This is a genomic window from Massilia sp. TS11, assembly GCF_022012445.1.
Lineage (GTDB): Bacteria > Pseudomonadota > Gammaproteobacteria > Burkholderiales > Burkholderiaceae_D > Telluria.
Genome location: NZ_JAKLTS010000005.1, coordinates 97,187 through 115,631 on the forward strand (window position 1 = coordinate 97,187; position 18,445 = coordinate 115,631).

16 protein-coding genes are annotated in these 18,445 nt (G+C 62.9%); 13 read left to right on the forward strand and 3 right to left on the reverse strand.

The features are described from left to right. Positions 1–20: 20 nt before the first annotated feature. The 3 genes from LZ005_RS09350 to LZ005_RS09360 all read right to left on the reverse strand — a co-directional run bounded on the left by LZ005_RS09350 (position 21) and on the right by LZ005_RS09360 (position 3,223). Entirely contained in the window at positions 21–1,280 is a 1,260-nt protein-coding gene (locus LZ005_RS09350; protein ID WP_237806986.1) for an acyl-CoA dehydrogenase family protein, read from the reverse strand. Between the two features lie 9 nt (positions 1,281–1,289). Next, the gene (locus LZ005_RS09355) at positions 1,290–2,354 is read right to left on the reverse strand and encodes a phosphotransferase (protein ID WP_237806988.1); all 1,065 of its coding nucleotides are present in this window, start codon (positions 2,352–2,354) and stop codon (positions 1,290–1,292) included. A 128-nt stretch (positions 2,355–2,482) separates the two neighbouring features. Continuing rightward, on the reverse strand, positions 2,483–3,223 hold the full coding sequence (locus LZ005_RS09360; RefSeq protein ID WP_237806990.1) for a histidine phosphatase family protein: 741 nt from the start codon (positions 3,221–3,223) through the stop codon (positions 2,483–2,485). An 84-nt stretch (positions 3,224–3,307) separates the two neighbouring features. Here LZ005_RS09360 and LZ005_RS09365 point away from each other — a divergent pair, with 84 nt between their 5' ends. The 13 genes from LZ005_RS09365 (at position 3,308) to LZ005_RS09425 (ending at position 18,443) form a co-directional block, all read left to right on the forward strand. Beyond that, entirely contained in the window at positions 3,308–5,011 is a 1,704-nt protein-coding gene (locus LZ005_RS09365; RefSeq protein ID WP_237806992.1) for a GspE/PulE family protein, read from the forward strand. Positions 5,012–5,013: 2 nt separating this feature from the next. Further along, positions 5,014–6,246, forward strand: a complete 1,233-nt coding sequence (locus LZ005_RS09370) for a type II secretion system F family protein (RefSeq protein ID WP_237806994.1) — start codon at positions 5,014–5,016, stop codon at positions 6,244–6,246. 3 nt (positions 6,247–6,249) lie between these two features. Beyond that, on the forward strand, positions 6,250–6,768 hold the full coding sequence (locus LZ005_RS09375; protein ID WP_237806996.1) for a type II secretion system protein: 519 nt from the start codon (positions 6,250–6,252) through the stop codon (positions 6,766–6,768). 62 nt (positions 6,769–6,830) lie between these two features. Continuing rightward, positions 6,831–7,283, forward strand: a complete 453-nt coding sequence (locus tag LZ005_RS21650) for a type II secretion system protein (RefSeq protein WP_269106633.1) — start codon at positions 6,831–6,833, stop codon at positions 7,281–7,283. 112 nt (positions 7,284–7,395) lie between these two features. Continuing rightward, the gene (locus LZ005_RS09385; protein WP_237806997.1) at positions 7,396–7,941 is read left to right on the forward strand and encodes a type II secretion system protein; all 546 of its coding nucleotides are present in this window, start codon (positions 7,396–7,398) and stop codon (positions 7,939–7,941) included. Beyond that, a complete protein-coding gene (locus LZ005_RS09390) occupies positions 7,931–8,521 on the forward strand; it encodes a prepilin-type N-terminal cleavage/methylation domain-containing protein (protein WP_237806999.1) in 591 nt (196 codons plus the stop codon). Before LZ005_RS09385 ends, LZ005_RS09390 begins: the two co-directional genes overlap by 11 nt. Then, positions 8,518–9,372, forward strand: coding sequence for a type IV pilin protein (locus tag LZ005_RS09395; protein WP_237807001.1), 855 nt, complete (start codon positions 8,518–8,520; stop codon positions 9,370–9,372). The genes LZ005_RS09390 and LZ005_RS09395 overlap by 4 nt, the downstream gene beginning before the upstream one ends. 23 nt (positions 9,373–9,395) lie before the next feature. After that, a complete protein-coding gene (locus LZ005_RS09400) occupies positions 9,396–9,782 on the forward strand; it encodes an agglutinin biogenesis protein MshP (RefSeq protein ID WP_237807003.1) in 387 nt (128 codons plus the stop codon). Between the two features lie 12 nt (positions 9,783–9,794). Then, positions 9,795–15,419, forward strand: coding sequence for a DUF6701 domain-containing protein (locus LZ005_RS09405; RefSeq protein WP_237807004.1), 5,625 nt, complete (start codon positions 9,795–9,797; stop codon positions 15,417–15,419). Positions 15,420–15,617: 198 nt separating this feature from the next. Next, positions 15,618–16,517, forward strand: a complete 900-nt coding sequence (gene pilM / locus LZ005_RS09410) for a type IV pilus biogenesis protein PilM (protein WP_237807006.1) — start codon at positions 15,618–15,620, stop codon at positions 16,515–16,517. After that, on the forward strand, positions 16,514–17,215 hold the full coding sequence (locus tag LZ005_RS09415; protein ID WP_237807008.1) for a hypothetical protein: 702 nt from the start codon (positions 16,514–16,516) through the stop codon (positions 17,213–17,215). The genes pilM and LZ005_RS09415 overlap by 4 nt, the downstream gene beginning before the upstream one ends. Next, complete coding sequence (locus tag LZ005_RS09420; RefSeq protein ID WP_237807010.1) at positions 17,212–18,060, forward strand: type II secretion system protein M; 849 nt, start codon at positions 17,212–17,214, stop codon at positions 18,058–18,060. The genes LZ005_RS09415 and LZ005_RS09420 overlap by 4 nt, the downstream gene beginning before the upstream one ends. Next, a complete protein-coding gene (locus LZ005_RS09425) occupies positions 18,057–18,443 on the forward strand; it encodes a general secretion pathway protein GspB (RefSeq protein WP_237807012.1) in 387 nt (128 codons plus the stop codon). The genes LZ005_RS09420 and LZ005_RS09425 overlap by 4 nt, the downstream gene beginning before the upstream one ends. Positions 18,444–18,445 lie beyond the last annotated feature (2 nt).

Sequence of the window (18,445 nt, forward strand, 5' to 3'; positions counted from 1 at the left end):
CGCGCCGGCGCGCGCCCGGATTAACTGCGGGTGATCGGGGCCGACAAATCTTCGCGCAGCTTGGTGTGCTTGGCAAGCTCCAGTTTGGCGATGGCATTGCGGTGCACTTCGTCCGGGCCGTCGGCCAGGCGCAGGGTGCGGTTGCCGGCCCACTGGTAGGCGAGCGGGAAGTCCTCGGACACGCCGCCCGCACCATGCGCCTGGATCGCCCAGTCGAGCACCTGTTGGGCCACGCTCGGCGCCAGCACCTTGATCATCGCGATCTCGGCTTGCGCCACCTTGTTCCCGACCGTGTCCATCATGTAGGCGGCCTTCAGCGTCAACAGACGGGCGCAGTCGATGCGGATGCGCGCTTCGGCGATCCGTTCGCGCCACACGCCTTGCTCGGAGATTTTGCGGCCGAAAGCCACACGCGCGTCGAGCCGTTTGCACATCAGCTCCAGCGCCCGTTCGGCCACGCCGATCGCGCGCATGCAGTGGTGGATGCGGCCCGGGCCGAGGCGGCCCTGGGCGATTTCGAAGCCGCGTCCCTCGCCGAGCAGGATGTTCGCCGCTGGCACGCGCACATTCTCGAACAGGATTTCGCAGTGCCCGTGCGGCGCGTCGTCGTAGCCGAAGACGGGCAGCGGGCGCTTGATCGTGATGCCCGGCGTGGCGGCATCGACCAGGATCATCGACTGCTGCACATGGCGCGCCGCGTGCGGATCGGTTTTGCCCATCACGATAAACAGCTTGCAGCGCGGGTCGCCGGCGCCCGAGATCCACCATTTGCGGCCGTTGATCACATAGCTGTCGCCATCGCGCTCGATGCGGGTGGCGATATTGGTGGCGTCGCTCGAGGCCACCTCGGGTTCGGTCATCGCAAACGCCGAACGGATCGCGCCGCGCAGCAGCGGCTCCAGCCACTGCGCCTTCTGCGCTTCGGTGCCGTAGCGTTCGAGCGTCTCCATATTGCCGGTGTCCGGGGCCGAGCAGTTGAAGACTTCCGGCGCCCAGGGCACGCGCCCCATGATCTCGCACAGCGGCGCGTAGTCGGTATTCGACAGGCCCTCGGGCGCGCGCGCCGATTTGGGCAGGAACAGATTCCACAGCCCGGCCTCGCGCGCCAGCGGCTTCAGAGCTTCGATCAATTCGGTCGGAATCCAGCGGTCGCCTTTCTCCACCCCATTGCGGTTGACCTCCGCGTAGAAGGCGTTTTCGTTCGGGTAGATGTGCGCGTCCATGAAGGCCAGCAGGCGCGCCTGCAGATCCTTGCAGCGCGGGGAGTAGTCGAAATCCATGATCGGTCCTTATTGATTTTGCAGAGCGTAGTGCCAGCCCAGTTGCGCCATCGGGCGCGCCATGCGGCCGTTTTCCAGGGCCTGGGCGCTGGAAGCGGTGCCATCGACATAGCGCTTCATGATCCCCTGCATGATGCCGGCCAGGCGGAACATGTTGTAGGCGAGGTAGAAATTGAAGTCTTCGGCACGGATGGTCTTGCCCGTGCGTTCGCAGTAGCGGTCGATATAGGCCTGCTGGCTCGGGATGCCGAGCGCTGCCAGGTCCAGGCCCTTAATGCCGCGGAACTTGCCGGGCTCGATATGCCAGCTCATGCAGTGGTAGGAGAAATCGGCAGCCGGGTGGCCGAGGGTCGACAGTTCCCAGTCGAGCACAGCCAGGATGCGCGGCTCGGTCGGATGGAAGATCAGGTTGTCCATGCGGAAGTCGCCGTGCACGATGGCGGTGTCGTCGCCGGCCGGAATATGCTGAGGCAGCCAGGCGATCAGCGCGTCCATCTCGGGAATCGACTCGGTCTGCGAGGCCAGGTACTGCTTGGTCCAGCGCTCGATCTGGCGCGCGAAATAGTTGCCCGGCTTGCCATAGTCGGCCAGACCGATACCCGCGTAGTCGACCGTGTGGAGCAGGGCGATCACGCGGTTCATTTCGTCGTAGATGGCGGCGCGCTCGGCCGGGGTCATGCCCGGCAGCGACTGGTCCCACAGCACCCGGCCGGGAATGAATTCCATCAGGTAGAAGGCGCGCCCGATCACGGCCTCATCGAGACAAAGGGCGTACTGGCGCGGTGCCGGAAAGCCAGACTGCTGAAGCGCATCCATGACGCGGAATTCACGGTCGATCGCATGGGCCGAGGGAAGCAGCTTAGCGGCCGGACCGGGCTTGGTGCGCAGCACATACTGGCCCGAGGGCGCCGTCAGCTTGAAGGTCGGGTTCGATTGCCCGCCTTTGAATTGCTCCACCTGCAAGGCCCCGCCTTGATAGCCGGCCACATGCTGGGCCAGCCAGGCGTCGAGCGCCACGACATCGAACTTCTGGCGCTCGGACACCGCCTTGGTGCCAATGAATTCTTCAAACATCCGCTGTCTCCCGAGAAGGTCTCCAGCGATTCTAGCTCAAAAAATAGAACGAGTGTTCGTTTATTCGCGCATCGGCCTCGGAATGTCGGCGAAGAAAAAATGGGGGCAGACCCCATTTTTCCGGCCAGCTAAATGGGGTCTGACCCCGATTTTGCTTGGCGGGAAAGGATGTATTGTTCGTACAATTTTTCCATGGTGGTGTGGCGCGCATCTTGTTGCAGGGGCAGCGGGGGCGCGTAGTTGGTGAAACGCACCACCCAGTCGCCGGGCGCGCTGCCGACGTCGAGCGCGTTGATGCAGCCGGCCGTCTGCGCCAGGCCGCCCAGGAACAGGCGCTGGCCGGTCAGGGCCAGCGACAGAATCGCGCGGTTGACGCCGCCGTGCAGGACCAGCAGCACGGTGTCCCAGTCGGGGTCGGCGCGCAGGCGCGCCAGCGCAGGGTGGACGCGGTCGAGCAGCGCGCCGATGCTCTCGCCGCCGAGAAAACGGCTGTGCTCGGGCACGAGGCCGTCGAAGGCGCCCGTGAAGGCGGCGCGCAGCTCGGCGTCGGGAATCTGCGACAGGCGGCCGCCACGCAGCTCCTGCAGCTCTTCCCAGACCTCGGGCGTGATCGCCTGGCCGGTCTCGGCCAGTACGCGCGCTGCCGTTTCCACCGTGCGCGGCAGGCCGGACACGATCACGCGGTCAAAGCGCAAGCCGGCCGCGACAAAGGCCTGGCCGGCCGCCGTGGCCTGAGCACGTCCGGCCGCATTCAAAGGAACGGTTTCCGGAAGATGGGGCTTTCCGTTATCATCGAAATAAGTAACGCTTCCGTGACGCATCAAATAGATGCGCCGGCGTTGCGGGGAGCAGGGGGAGGGGAAGTTCATGCCGGCAGTCTAGCGGAATTTCCCTGTGCCCTGAGGTTTCTAGCATAAAATGCGCGCTGGTGCGCTCAAGTGTTAAGGGAAGTCATGGCAAGGCCAGAAAAAGTCCGTCTCGGCGAGATTCTTGTTCAACAGAAACTACTGACCGAAGCGCAGCTGATGCAGGCGCTGGCCGATCAGAAGAAGACGGGCCGCAAGCTGGGCCGGGTGTTCGTCGAAAACGGCTTTGTCACCGAAGAGCAGATTTCGGGCGCCCTGGCCAAACAGCTGGCCATTCCCTACATCAACCTCAAGTTCTACAACATCGTGCCGGAAATCGCGCGCCAACTGCCGGAAACGGCCGCGCGCCGCTTCCGCGCCCTGGCGCTGGAAGACCGGAACGGCACTTTGCTGATCGGTCTGTCCGACCCGACCGACCTGTTCGCCTACGACGAGATTTCGCGCCTGTGCCGCAAGCCGATCGAACTGGCCGTGGTCAACGAGTCGGAAGTGCTGCAGGCGATCGACCGCCTGTACCGGCGCACGGAGGAAATCACCGACCTCGCCAAGGAAGTCGAATCCGACCTCGGCGATTACGTCGACTTCGGAGCGCTGGCCGCGGCCAATCCGAACCTGGAAGAAGCGCCGATTGTGAAGCTGCTGCAATCGGTGTTCGAGGATGCCACCCAGGTGCGCGCCTCCGACATCCACATCGAGCCGCAGGAAACCCGGCTGCAGATCCGCTTCCGTATCGACGGCGTGCTGCACCTGCAGACCGAAGCCGATATCCGTGTGGCCACGCCGCTGGCCCTGCGTCTGAAGCTGATGTCCGACCTCGACATTTCGGAAAAGCGCCTGCCGCAGGACGGCCGCTTCGCGATCAAGGTGAAGAACCAGCGTATCGACGTGCGTATCTCGACCATGCCGACCCAGTACGGCGAATCGATCGTCATGCGTCTGCTCAATCAGGGCGGGGTGATGCTCAAGCTCGACGCGATCGGCATGCCGCCCGAACTGGTCGATCGCTTCCGCTCGATCATCAATCGCCCGAATGGCCTGGTGCTGGTGACGGGGCCGACCGGTTCCGGTAAGACCACCACGCTCTACTCGGCGCTGGCGGAACTGAATTCGGTCGAGACCAAGCTGATCACGGTGGAGGACCCGGTCGAATACCGTCTGCCCGGCATCAACCAGGTGCAGGTCAACGAGAAGATCGACCTGACCTTCGCCAAGGTGCTGCGCTCGGCCCTGCGTCAGGACCCGGACGTGGTGCTGGTCGGTGAGATGCGTGACCAGGAAACGGCGCAGATCGGTCTGCGCGCCGCCATGACCGGCCACTTGGTGCTGTCGACCCTGCACACGAACGATGCGGCCAGTACCCCGCTGCGTCTGATGGACATGGGCGTGCCGCGCTACATGGTCGGTTCCTCGCTGCAGGCCGTGCTGGCCCAGCGTCTGGTGCGCGTGATCTGCGAAAGCTGCATCCAGCCCTACACGCCCAGCCCGCACGAGGCCGAATGGCTGACCGCCGAGCTGCACAACACGGTCGACCAGCACCAGTTCTTCAGTGGGCGCGGCTGCTCGCACTGCAATGGCCTCGGTTACCGCGGCCGGACCGGCGTGTATGAGATGCTGGAAATGACGCGCCCCGTGGTGGACGCCTCGAATGCCGAAGACCCCAATGTCTTCCTGCATGCGGCCCACCAGCAGATGGCCGGCAACACGCTGCGCCGCCATGCAGTCAAGCTGGCCATGGCCGGACGCACGACGATTTCTGAAGCCATGCGCATCAGTAACCAGCTCGAGGATTAATCGTGGCCTTTTTTGCCTACAAGGGGCGCGATGCCAAGGGCGCGGTCGCCACCGGCGTGATTGAGGCGGCCGACCCGAATGCCGTGGCCGAGCAATTGTTCCGAAACGGCATCACGCCGGTCGAGATTGCGGAAACCAACAAAGGCGCACCCAAGGCTAAGGTCAACTGGATCGAACTGCTGACCGCGCGCAAAATCACGAGCGTCGACGTGCAGCTGTTCAGCCGCCAGATGTACACGCTGCTCAAATCCGGGGTGCCCATCATGCGCGGCCTGGCGGGCCTGCAGGAATCGGCCATCAACAAGAGTTTTGCCAAGATCATCAAGGACCTGCGCGAATCGCTCGACCAGGGCCGCGAACTGTCGCTATCGATGCGGCGCCATCCGCAGGCCTTCGATAATTTCTATCTCGCTATGATTCGCGTCGGCGAACTGACCGGCCGGCTCGAAGAAGTCTTCCTGCGTCTCAACGACCACCTGGAGTTTGACCGGGAAATGCGCAACCGTGTGAAAAGCGCCACGCGCTACCCGACCTTCGTGATCTCGGCCATGGTGCTGGCGATCTTTGTGGTGAACATCTTTGTGATACCTAAGTTCGTCAAAGTGTTCGAAGCCTTCCATGCGGAATTGCCGTTCATGACGCGCTTCTTGATCGGTCTGTCCAATTTCACCGTGCAGTGGTGGCCGGTCATCATCTTTGTCGGCGTGGCCAGTGTGTTCGGGGTGCGCTCCTACATCCGCACGCCCGAGGGCAGGCTTGCCTTTGACAAGTGGAAACTCAAATTTCCCATTGCCGGAAAGATTATCCAAAAAGGCACGATGGCCCGCTTCGCACGCAGCTTTGCCTTGGCCAGCCGCAGCGGTGTGCCCATCGTCCAGGCCCTTACGGTGGTCTCACAAACGGTGGATAATGCATTTCTAGCAGGCAAGGTCGAAAAAATGCGCGACGGCGTCGAGCGCGGCGAGAGCATTTTGCGGACCGCCGCGGCGGCCAATGTGTTCACCCCGATTGTGCTGCAGATGATCGCCGTTGGCGAAGAATCGGGCTCGCTTGACGACCTGATGGACGAAATTGCCGAAATGTACGAGCGCGAAGTCGACTACGAATTGAAGACTTTATCGCAACAGATTGAGCCGATTCTGATCGTTTTCCTCGGGATTATGATTCTCGTCTTGGCCATGGGCATCTTCTTGCCGATCTGGGATTTGGGCAAAGCAGCAATGAAACATAATTAATAAATGTTGCGTAAACACTACAAACATTGTCAATATCGCCAGCGCGGATTTTCCCTGTTCGAGCTGGCGATGGTGGTCATTGTGGTGGCCCTGTTGGGCGGCGCATTATTGAACAGGGTCGAGTACTACCAGGAGCAAGCCGAGCTCACCGCACGCGACCAGATTCTGGCCAATGTGCAGGCGGCGCTCACGCTGAAACTGGCTTCAGTACTGGTGAAAGGGCAGGACAAGCAGCTCGAATCGCTGGAGCGCGACAACCCGGTCGAGCTGCTGGCCAAGAAGCCGTCCAACTATGTGGGTGAGTACTTTGCGCCCAAGCTGGAAGACATCGAGCCGGGCTCCTGGTACTTCGATAAAAAAGACCACAAGCTTGTGTATTTTCCAAACCACACAAGAAATTTAAGAAATCCTTACGAAAACTTAATCAAATTTAAAGTAAAATTGCTTCGTGCACAGGATCAAAACGCCGGTATAATCGAAGGCGTGGTCATAGAGCAAGTGCCTGTGCCTCGTAAATCTTGATAACGAGGAGCCGTTGGGTCCAGACTGGTGCGGACTTCTCAATTTTGTTCGGAGAAATCGAAATGCAAAACTCTCGCTTCAAACGTCGTGCACAACAAGGCTTTACCCTGATCGAGCTGATCGTTGTTATCGTCATCCTGGGCATCATGGCTGCAACCGCGATTCCCAAGTTCACCGATCTCGGCGCTGATGCACGTGCGGCGAAGCTGAATGCTGCCGCTGGCGCCATGAAGGCCGCCGCCGCCAACTACCACGCCGCCTGGATCGCCAAGGGCTCAAGCACGGCCACCACCGTGATCACGATGGAAGGCACGGCCATCTCCGGCGACACGCTCGGTTACCCGGCCGCCACCACCGCCGGCATCATCGCCGCTGCCGGTCTGACCTCGCCCGACTATGTGCTGGGCGCCGGCTCGGTGAACCCGGATTCGAGCCACGCCACCACCACCTGCCAGGCTGCCTACTCGGCATCGACCAGCGGCGTCTCGGTGACGGTGACCTCGTCGGGCTGCTGATGCACGAACCGGTAGCTTCCCGTTCTGATGCCAGAGCGGGAAGGCCGGATAAGAATTGCAAAGGTGGAAACGTCATCCCGGCGTTTCCACCTTTTTGTTTGTGGCTGCACGCATGAAGCTTCTACGCACGCGCGGGTTCACCCTGGTCGAGCTGGTGGTCGTGATCCTGATTATCGGGATTCTCGGCGCCGCCGCCTATGGCCGTTTCGCCAGCACGCCGACGTTTGAGGCGCGCGCTTTCGGTGACCAGGTCGCTGCCTTGATCCGCTACGCCAAGCGCACCGCCATCGCGCAGAACCGCAATGTGTATGTGGTGTTCAACGCCAACTATGTAGCCCTGTGCTTCGATCCGGCCTGCGCGTCGTCGAACATGGTGATCTCGCCGGGCAATAGCGGGAATAGCGCCACACGTACCTACTGCCTCGACGGCGGCAACTACAAGGGAAACTGGGCCTGCGAGGGCAAGCCGGGCAGCGTCACCATGAGCACCTCGCCGGCCGCCGCCACTTTCTATGTCGATGCCTTGGCCAAGCCATTTGCCAGCACCGATCCGAGCGGCTCGTCGAGCTCGAGTTTCAGCGGCCTGACCATTACCCTCAATGGCGGCGACCATACGTCCACTGTGGTGGTCGAGGCGGAGACGGCTTATGTCCATTAAGCGCCGTCAGCAGGGCCTGACCCTGGTCGAACTGATCATGTTCATCGTGATCATCAGCATCGCCGTGATCGCGGTGCTGCAGGTCATGGGCGTGGCCAACCGCCTGAGTGCGGACCCGGTCGTGCGCAAGCAGGCCATTGCCATTGCCGAGGGCCTGCTCGAAGAAGTCGAACTGGCCCAGTTCACCTATTGCGACCCGAGCGACAGCGTGAACGCGTCCACGGCGAACGCGCCCTCGGACTGCGCGGCCGGTCTGATGGAAGACGTCGGCCAGGAGTCGGGCAGCACGCTCGGCCGCCCCTTTGACAACGTCAACGACTACGTGACGGCCTATGGCGCCGAGCAGTACGCCTTCAATAGCGGCGGCGTGCTGGCCGATGCCACCAATTCGCCGTATCCGGTCAGCGGCTTTACGGCCACGCTGCGCATCGTGCCCGAGGGCCTGGGCGGCATCCCTTCGAGCGCCTCGCCCGATGGAACCGAGGTGCTGCACATCTTTGTGACCGTGTATTACGGCAATGGCGAAAGCGTCGTGCTCGACGGCTTCCGCACGCGCCATTCACCGCAGAGCATCCCATGAGTCCGGCTACCCTGCGCCGCCGTGCGATGCGCGGCTTCACCCTGGTCGAGGCCATCGTCGTGATGGTCATCACCGGCATTCTGGCCACGGTGGTGGCGGTGTTCGTGACGGCGCCCGTGCAGATGTACACCGATGCCGTGGCGCGCGCCGAGCTGACCGACGCCGCCGATCAGATGCTGCGCCGGATCGCACGCGAGATCCAGCTGGCCTTGCCGAACAGTGTGCGCGTATCGGCCGACGGCCAGAGCCTGGAACTGATTCCGGTGAAGACGGCGGCCCGCTATTACTCGAACGACTATGCCGGTACCGGTACCGCGCTCGACTGGAGCAGCACGAGCAACAAGAGCTTCACGATCGCCGGCGTGGTGCCGAGCGGGAAGGAAGCGATCGCGGCCGGCGACAGCATCGTCATCTACAACCTGGGCCAGGGCATCACCAATGCCGACGCCTACGCGGGCGGCAACCGCGCCGCGGTCGCCAGCGCCTCCGGTTCGACGATCACGATGTCGAGCAATGTGTTCGCGGCCCAGGGCAGCACCCAATTCATGTCGCCCGCGAATGTGTTCTATGTCGTCAACCAGCCGGTGATGTTCCGCTGCACGCCGGGCGCGAATGGCAGCGGGAATATGCGGCGCTACTGGAACTACGGCTGGAACGCCAGCCTCAGCACGCCATCGGGCGGGCAGTCGGCCCTGATGGCCATGCGCATCACCTCCTGTACTTTTGCGGTCAGCAATATCGCCACCACGCGCAGCGGCCTGATCTTGCTGCAGGTGACGATGGAAGCCAACAATAACAAGGATGGCCCGATTACCCTGGTCCATCAGGTTCACGTGGATAACACCCCATGATGCAGCGACGACGACAAAGCGGCATGTCCCTGGTGACCGCGATCTTCCTGATCGTGGTGCTGGCCGGCCTGGTGGCGGCGATCACTTCATTGATCGGCAACCAGCAGCAGGCCTCGGGGCTCGACATCCAGGGCGCGCGTGCCTATCAGGCCGCGCGGGCGGGCATCGAATGGGGCTTGTACCAGTACAACCGAAATGGCGCCTGCACGGCGTCGAGCAATGTCGGTTTTCCGGCCAGTAGCACGCTGACGACCTTCGTGGTGACCGTGCAGTGCAGCGCCAGCAGCAATGGCAGCTACACCGAACACACGCTGACGGCCACGGCCTGTAACCAGCCGAATGGCGGCGCCTGTCCGAATCCGAGCAATAGCATTGATTATGTCCAGCGCGTTGTGCGCATCCGTTTCTGAGTGAGTTGGCGAATGAGCGAGTTCCTGTCCCGCTGCCGTGCCTGGCTGTTCCTGTGCCTGCTGTCGTGCGCCCCCGCCTGGGCCGCCACGCCCCAGTATGGCGGCGCCAGCAGCACGACGGTCTCAGGCTCGATCACCTTTGTCGGCGCCGGCACAGCCGTCAGCGGCACCGGCAATGTCAGCCCGACCCTGCCGGCCTACAGCGCGGGCGACTTCTTGTTCTGCATGGTCGAGTCGCACGACAATAACACCCACACGATGCCGGCCGGCTGGACCCAGATTTATAGCCGCACGCGTACTGCGCACCGCGCCTCGGCCTTCTACCGCATTGCCCAGGCCGGCGATACGACGCCGACCGTGACCCACCCGTCCGGCGACTCGATCATCGCGCGCTGTTTCGCCTTCCGCGGTGTTGACCAGACCACGCCGCTCGACATCAGCTATGCCGCAAGCGCAGGCGTCGATTCGGCCAGCAGCACCAATATTTCGACCGGTAGCCTGGCGGCGACCGTAGCCAGCAATCCGATGATTCTGATGGCCGGCCACATCGCCAATAATCCGGGTTCGTTCTCGGTGACCACGACTGGCGGCCTCGGCTGGACCCAGGCGGGCTTCTCGACGACCGCAACCGGCAGTGACGCGGCCTTGGTGCTGTACTACACGCAGAAAACCAGCAATAGCGCGATCAGCGGTCCGCTGGTGATGACCGGGAATAATCAGGCGGGTGAAAACACCGGCGTGCTGCTGGCCTTGCGGCCCGGCACCTCGGGCGGCAGCTTCAGTGTCACCAAACCCTCGGGCACGCTGCAGAAGGAGCTGCTGCTGGCCACGGTTGCCGTCAGCGGCACTGCCACCGTCACGCCGACCACCACCTGCGGCAGCGGCTGGAACCAGATTGCCAATTCGCCGGTCACTCAGTCGAGCGGCACCCCGAGCAAACTGTTCACGTTCTACTGCGTGACGGGCGCCAGCGAACCGGCGTCCTACAGCTTCTCGGTGTCTGGCACCCATGCGGGCCTGGTCGCCCAGATTGCCGACATCTGGCGCATCGACCCGACCAATCCGATTGACCAGAGCGCCGGCGCTACGGTGGCCACGGGGACTTCGAATACCACGCCCTCTGTCACGACGACGGCGACCAATGCGCTGATCTTCTCGGTGCACGCGGTGGCCAATTCGGTCACCTGGACGCCGCCGACCGGCAGTACCGAGGGCGTGGACATCGCCTCGCTTGCGGTCAGCAATGATTCCGGCATCTCGATGGAGACGGCCTATGTCACGTTGGCGACCCCGGGCAGCGTGAGCAAGACGGCGACGGCCGCGGGCACTGCCACCTCGGACACGGGGACGGCTGCGATCATCGCGATCCGCCCGGCGTCGAATGTCTGCACCTCGGTGGCCAATGGCAACTGGACCACGGCGGCGACCTGGGACCACACGAATAACGCCTGCAACAGCGAGGTCTCGGGCGGCGGCTATCCGACCGCAGGCGACGTGGTCGTCATTAATGGCCATGCGGTCACGCTCGATGCGACCTCGTCCACGATTGCGAGCCTGACCATCAATGGCGCCGGTACGCTGACCGGCGCGGCCAGCGTCACCCTGAACCTGGGCGGTAATCTGACCAACAATAATACGGCCAACAACAGCATCAATCTGGCCGGCACACTGACGCTCGGCGCCAATTCTACCTGGAGCGGCGCTGGCGGCAGCTGGACACTCGGGACCCTAGCGGTCGGCAACTATGCGCTGAGTTTTACGAGCGGTAATACCTATACCCTGAATTTCTCCACCGTCGCCACCCCGATCACGCTCGGCACGGGCTCGATCAATGCCAACGCGGCGAATAGCACCGTGGTGTTTGCGTTCTCGCGCGCGGCCAATGTGCAGACGATCCCGACCGCAAACATTACCTATCCGAGCCTGACGGTGTCGGGCGGCAGCACCAAGACGCCAAACACCGGCACCCTGAATATCCGCGGCGCCTTGACGGTGGGTAGCGGGACGACGTTTGCGGCCAACACCAATAATCCGACCGTCAACCTGTACGGCAACTTCAGTAATGCCGGCAGCTTCAATTCGGGCAGTGGCACCTGGAGTCTGCTCGGCAGCAGCAGCCAGTCGATCAGCGGCACGCCGAGCTTCCAGCGCCTGACCGTGAACAATAGCGCGGGCGTCCAGTTGTCGGGGAATGTGACGGTGTCGACCCTGCTGACCCTGACGAACGGGATCGTGACGACCAATGCCAACACCCTGATCGTCAGCGCTTCCTGCCTCAGCGGCATCAGCCGCACGTCCGGCTATGTGGCCGGCTACCTGCGCCTGACCTGGCCGGCCTCGGCCTCGGCCACCAGCTGCATTTATCCGGTCGGCAGCGCCGGCTACTATGATCCGATCGGCCTGTCCTTGCTGAGCACGGCGGGCGGCACGCTGACCGGCTGGACCACCGCAGGCGACCATCCGCAGATCGCGGGTTCCGGCCTGTCGAGCACGGCCAATGTCAATCGCTACTGGTCGCTGTGGAATACGGGCGACGCGATTACCGTCAGCAGCTATGGCATCACGCTGAGCTTCAATACGGCCGAGGTCGATTCGGGCGCGGTACCGACCAATTTCATCATCGCCAACTACAAGAGCGCGGCCTGGACCCAGCCGGGCACGGTCAGCGCAAGCGCCACGTCCACGAGTGCCTCGGGCATCAGCGCGGGCTTTACCAGTCAGAACGATTTTGCCGCCGGCCCCAGCAGCGGCGGCGGCACCACCACCTGTACCGTCCCGGCCGGTTTCGCCTCCTGCTATTGCGACGACTTCGTCAGCAGCGCCAACTGGAGCTATACCAAGGGGACGGGCGCGACCTACACGCCGTCCCTGGTCGGCGGCAAGCTACGGCTGACTGACAACACCACGACCCAGGCCGGCGCGGCCCACCTGAACCGGCTGTTCCCCGCGTCGGGCAACAAGATCGTCGTCGAGTTCGACTACTACTCCTACAACGGTACCGGCGGTGACGGTCTCGGGGTGATCCTGTCCGACGCGTCTTACCAGCCGGTGGCCGGCGCGTATGGCGGCTCGCTCGGCTTCGCGCAGAAGACCGCGCCTTCGGACTGCGGCAACTGTAATGGTTTTGCCGGTGGCTGGCTGGGCGTCGGCATCGACGAATTCGGTAATTTCTCGAACCCGACGGAAGGCCGTAGCGGCGGCTCCGGCCAGGTGGCCAACTCGGTCGCGGTGCGTGGTTCGGGCAATGGCCTGGTCGGTTACGACTTCCACACCGGCACCGGCAGCCTGTCGCCGAATATCGCCGTCACCGGCGCCACGGCGGGCCCCGGCCACCGCTACCGCGTGACCGTCGACCACACCGACAGCGTGCACGCTTATGTGACCGTGGACCGCGATACCACGCCCACCCACACCGGCTACACGAATGTGATCGGAACCTATGATGCCAAGGCCAAGAGCGGCCAGGCGGCCGTGCCGACCTACTGGTATCTGTCTTACGCGGCATCGACCGGCGGCAGCACCAATATCCACGAGATCGCGTCGCTCAAGGTCTGCACGGCGCAGCCGATCCAGCAGCCGACGCTCAACCATGTGCGCATCCTGAACGACGGCAGCGGCCTGACCTGCCAGCCGAAAACCATCACGCTCAAGGCCTGCGCCGATGCGGCCTGTTCGACGCTTTATCTGGGCAGCACCACGGTCAATCTGAGCACCACCGGCGGCACCTGGTCGAGTAATCCGGTGACGTTCAGCGGCGGGCAGGGCACGGTCACCTTGACCAATACCTCGGCCACCTCGGTGACGATCGGCGGCACGGTCACCTCGCCCGTCATCACGCCGTCCGCGGCGATCTGCTACAACGGCGCCACGGCCGGCGCCTGCACGATCAACTTCAGCAGCAATGCCTGCAGCTTCGACGTTGTCGAAACCGGCAAAGGTCCGGGCACGCCGATCTACACCAAGGTGGCAGGGAAGAGCTTCACGCTCGATGTGCTGGGGCTGAACGCCGGCGTGCTCAACACCGGCTCGACCGCTTCGGTCCAGGTGCAGCTGGTCAATGGCACCGCCAGCGGCACCTGCGGCACCACGGCCATCACGCCGCTGAGCGGCGCGATCAACCTGGCATCCGGGCGGCGTACCTTCACCTTCACCGTCTACGATGCCTACCAGGATGTGCGGGCCAAGGTGGTGAGCGGGGCGACGACCGCCTGTTCCTCCGATAATTTCGCGATACGACCTTCCACCTTCACGCTCAGTTCAACAACGGCGACCGATACGAATCCGCTCGGCACGAACGGTGTGACGCCTGTTGTGGCCGGCAACACCTTCGACATCAAGGCGACCAGCCGCGACAGCACCAATGCCTATACGACGGCCGGTTATGCGGGCACGCCTTTGCTCAATGCGAATTTTGTGTCGCCGTATAGCGGGTCGGTGCAGGCCGGTGTGCTGAGCGGCTCCTTCCCGACCGCCGCCAGTGGCGTATCGACCGCCTCCTACACGTATTCCGAGACGGGCACGTTCGATATCAAGAACTACGGCGTCTACGACGACGGCAGCTGGGCCAATGTCGACCGGCTGAAGGCCACGGCCGAGTGCTTCAGCGACGGCTTCCTCGGCACCAATCACGACTTGCTGTACGACCCGAACACCATCAATGCCAACGGCATGTATGGCTGTTTCTTCGGCTCCGTCAATCCGACTGGCGGCACCACGGCCACGACCTTCGGCCGCTTCATCCCGGCCAAGTTCGTGGTCGGCGACCAGACTATCGCCAATCGCAAAGGGGTGGCCGGTTGCAGCGCGAGCGAGTTTAACTACATGGGCGAAAGCGCGACCCTGGGCTTCAGTCTGACGGCCGTGAACGCCAATGGCGGGGTCACCAAGAACTACAACGGCAGCTACGCGCGCTTCACGCTTGGCGGCTTCAATGCGGCGGCGGTGACCGGCACGGGGACCAATCAGCTGGGTCTGGTCGGCTCGGCCACCGGTTTGACAGGCGCCAGCGCGGCCGCGCGCATCACGGTCGCCAATCCGACCGCCAGCAGCAGCTGGGCGAATGGGGTGGCGAGCTTCTCGATGGACTTGTCGCTGGCGCGCGCCAGCAACGCCGACGGCCCGTACAATCCCTTCAATTTCTCGATTGCGCCGAAGGATGCCGACGGCGTGAAGACGGTCTTCGATACCGATACCGACAGCACGGCCGGCAATGACCACACGCTGATCGGCAGCACGGCCTACTACTACGGCCGCATGTTCGTCGATAGCCCGTATGGCTCGGAAAAGCTGGCCATGCCCGTGACCGTGCAGACCCAGTACTGGGACGGCAGTAACAGTAAATACGTGACCAATGCCGACGACGACTGCACGCCGCTGACGAACAGCATGTTCACCTTCACCAATGTCAGCGGGGGCAGCGCCACCACCTCGGTGCAGCAGTCGACCGCCGTGAACAATGGCACCACCGTCGGCCAGTCCAATCAACTGGTGGTCGGCGCACCCACGCCGACCCCGACGGCGCGCCAGGCCATCAAGATGAGTTCGTCCTATGCGCCGCTGCCCGGCTACGGCATCCTGGGCTACGGCGTTTATCAACGGAATCCGCGTTCGAAAATTTTCATCCGCGAAGTGTATTAAATGACACTATTGGTTGCGTTTATGCAAAATCCGTGCAATATTGTGAGATAATTAGCGCGGAAACAAAGAAGTTGTGCGTGCGCAAGACCGATTTTTGAATATAATCAAGGATCTATCGCGCGAACTTCAAGAATTCGCTGATTTTTTTGACTGGGTGGCATGCGTTTTTTTCGTAAATCGAAAAAAGGGGACGACTGGATGGCGATCGCTTTCATGAGCGATGGGGTTGCCGTCGCCAGCGTTCGCCGCAGCAATGGCAGCAAGCCTGCCGTCACCCTGGCCGGGTTCGTGCCCAGTGCCGAAGCACCGACGCCTGAGATGCTCGAGAAGCTCGGCAAGGAGCTGCAGGCCAATACATTCCATTGCACGAGTTATCTGCGCAGCGGCCAGTACCAGATGGTGGTCATCGATGCGCTGACCGTGCCGCAGGCCGAGTGGAAGACGGCCGTCAAATGGAAGCTCAAGGACATTATCGATTTTCCCGTCGATGAAGCCACGCTCGATGTGATCGATATGCCAGTGGAAGCCAATGCGCGCAACCACAGCATGTTCGCCGTGGCGGCGCGCAATGAGGTGATCGAAGCGCGCATGGGCTTGTTTGCGAAGGCCAAGTTCGACCTCGACGCGATCGACATCCCCGAAATGGCGCAGCGGAATATTTCGGTGCTGCTCGAGCCTGAGGGACGCGGCGTGGCCGTGCTGTCCTTCAGCGAAGACGGTGGCCTGCTGACGGTCAGCTTCAAGGGTGAGCTGTATCTGTCGCGCCGGATCGACGTCAATCTGCAGCAATTGCTGGAGCCCGATGCCGACCGCCGCAGCCAGAGCTTCGACCGCATCACGCTGGAACTGCAGCGTTCGCTCGACCACTTCGACCGTCAGTTCAGCTTCATCAATGTGAGCAAGCTCTACCTGGCGCCTTCGGAAGTGCAGGGCCTGCAGGAATACCTGACCAGCAATCTCTACACGCCGGTCGACACGCTCAAACTCGACACCATCCTCGACCTGGAGGCGGTGCCGGAGCTGGCCGACCTGGCCACCCAGCAGCGCTTCTTCCTGCCGATCGGCGCCGCCATGCGCGAGAAAGCGGTGGCCGCATGAGGCAGCAGATCAACCTTGTCAACCTGCGCTTTCGCAAGACCAAGAAGGTATTCGGCGCCAAGACCATGGGACAGGCCCTGGTGGTGTTCACGCTCGGTATTCAGGTGCTCTCCATCATCGGCGAGCAGCGCGTCAAGGCCTTGAACGTGGACGTGATCTCGAGCGACGCGCGGCTCAAGCTGGCCCAGGCCAAGCAGACGGTGGTCAACGCGCGCTACGCGCCGCGCGCCGCCAACAAGGACATCGAGGTGCAGATCCAGTCGGCCGAGGCCGAGCTGCAGGTGCTGACGACCGTGGCCGGCATTCTCGAGCGCGGCGAGTTCGGCAACACGCATGGCTTCTCCGAATACTTCAAGGCCTTTGCGCGCCAGAACGTGCCGGGCATGTGGCTGACCGGTGTCAGCGTCACCGGCATCGGCAGCGACATCGTGGTCGAAGGGCGCGCCATGCAGCCCGAGCTGGTGCCGGGCTTCATTACCGCGCTCAAACGTGAGCCCATCATGCGCGGTAAGAGTTTTGACGGCATGCGCATCACCGAACAGACGATGCGCAAGATCGAGAAGAACGAACGCGGCGAGAAGAGCGAACGGACGGTGCGCGCGCCCTATGTCGGCTTCCATCTGCAGACCTCGCCCATCGCCACCGGCAACGCCAATCTGGCCCAGGCCAATGGTCTGGAAGCGGGGGCGGTGAAATGAAAGCCTACCTGCTGAAACTGGCCGCCCGCATCGATAACGCCACGCTGCGCGAGCGCATCATTGGCTTTGCCGGCGCGCTGGTGGTGATTGGTTTTCTTGGCTACATGGTGCTGCTCGACCCGGTCTTCGCCAAGCAGAAACGCATGAGCCAAACCGTCAAGCAGAACATGAACAACATCTCGGGTATCGAGAACGAGATGGCCAACACGATCAAGAACGCTGGCATCGATCCGGACACGGTGAACAAGCAGAAGCTCGAATCAACGGCGCACCAGATCGTCGAACTCGGTGACAAGCTGCGCGCCATGCAAAAGGGCCTGGTACCGCCGGACCGCGTGGTGCCGCTGCTCGAAGGTCTGCTGCGCGCCCAGCGCGGCCTGCGCCTGGTGTCGATGAGCACCTTGCCGCCGGCCGGTGTGAATGATCCGATCTTCACGGCCGTCAAGGAAGAGAAGGCGGAAGACCGCCCCGAACTCGGCGTGCTGAAGAAAATGCAGACCATGCAGAAAGAGGCGGCCAAGGCCGACGCCGAAAACAATCCGGTCAATAAGATCGGCAATGCGGTCGGCGCGCTCGACCCGAACCGGCCGACGGCGCCGGCCGCCGCCAGCGCAGCCGCCAAGGGCAAGGAAGCCAGTGCCGAGCAGCTGCTGTTCCGCCATGCGGTCGAGGTCACGCTCGAAGGCAATTACCTGGACCTGGTCGCCTACATGCAGGCGCTCGAGTCGATGCCGACCCAGCTGTTCTGGGGACGCGCCAAGCTGGATGTGATCGAGTACCCGAATGCGCGTCTGAACCTGGTCGTGTACACGCTCAGCCTGGACGAGAAATGGATGAAGCTATGAAGCGCGCCTGCCTGATCGCCGTGTGGGCTGTGGCCGCGCCGCTGTGGGCCCAGAGCCTGCCGGACCCGACCTTGCCGCCGGCCGCGGCCATGCCGACCCAGCCGAGCGACACGCCGGCCGCGGCGATGCTGCAGGCCGCCCCGGCGCTGGCCGAGCCCCAGCTGCAGTCGATTCTGTTGGGGAAAAAGCCGGGCGGACGCCGCCTCGCATTGATTGATGGACAGCTGTATAAGATTGGCGACAAAATGCGTGATATGGAACTCGTCTCGATCGATGAGAACCGCGTCATTCTGCGCCAGGGAAAAACGACCAAAGTACTGAAGCTGTACGGGAGCAACGGCGCAGCCGGTGCGGAGACCGCGCAAAACGGGGTCACAAAGTAGAC

Coding starts and splice junctions, on each gene's coding strand:
- LZ005_RS09350 (WP_237806986.1), bottom strand. CDS start 1,280: ATGGATTTCGACTACTCCCCGCGCTGCAAGGATCTGCAGGCGCGCCTG.
- LZ005_RS09400 (WP_237807003.1), top strand. CDS start 9,396: ATGTCCCTGGTGACCGCGATCTTCCTGATCGTGGTGCTGGCCGGCCTG.
- LZ005_RS21650 (WP_269106633.1), top strand. CDS start 6,831: ATGCAAAACTCTCGCTTCAAACGTCGTGCACAACAAGGCTTTACCCTG.
- LZ005_RS09390 (WP_237806999.1), top strand. CDS start 7,931: ATGTCCATTAAGCGCCGTCAGCAGGGCCTGACCCTGGTCGAACTGATC.
- LZ005_RS09415 (WP_237807008.1), top strand. CDS start 16,514: ATGAGGCAGCAGATCAACCTTGTCAACCTGCGCTTTCGCAAGACCAAG.
- LZ005_RS09420 (WP_237807010.1), top strand. CDS start 17,212: ATGAAAGCCTACCTGCTGAAACTGGCCGCCCGCATCGATAACGCCACG.
- LZ005_RS09405 (WP_237807004.1), top strand. CDS start 9,795: ATGAGCGAGTTCCTGTCCCGCTGCCGTGCCTGGCTGTTCCTGTGCCTG.
- LZ005_RS09365 (WP_237806992.1), top strand. CDS start 3,308: ATGGCAAGGCCAGAAAAAGTCCGTCTCGGCGAGATTCTTGTTCAACAG.
- LZ005_RS09360 (WP_237806990.1), bottom strand. CDS start 3,223: ATGAACTTCCCCTCCCCCTGCTCCCCGCAACGCCGGCGCATCTATTTG.
- LZ005_RS09425 (WP_237807012.1), top strand. CDS start 18,057: ATGAAGCGCGCCTGCCTGATCGCCGTGTGGGCTGTGGCCGCGCCGCTG.
- pilM (WP_237807006.1), top strand. CDS start 15,618: ATGGCGATCGCTTTCATGAGCGATGGGGTTGCCGTCGCCAGCGTTCGC.
- LZ005_RS09375 (WP_237806996.1), top strand. CDS start 6,250: ATGTTGCGTAAACACTACAAACATTGTCAATATCGCCAGCGCGGATTT.
- LZ005_RS09385 (WP_237806997.1), top strand. CDS start 7,396: ATGAAGCTTCTACGCACGCGCGGGTTCACCCTGGTCGAGCTGGTGGTC.
- LZ005_RS09395 (WP_237807001.1), top strand. CDS start 8,518: ATGAGTCCGGCTACCCTGCGCCGCCGTGCGATGCGCGGCTTCACCCTG.
- LZ005_RS09355 (WP_237806988.1), bottom strand. CDS start 2,354: ATGTTTGAAGAATTCATTGGCACCAAGGCGGTGTCCGAGCGCCAGAAG.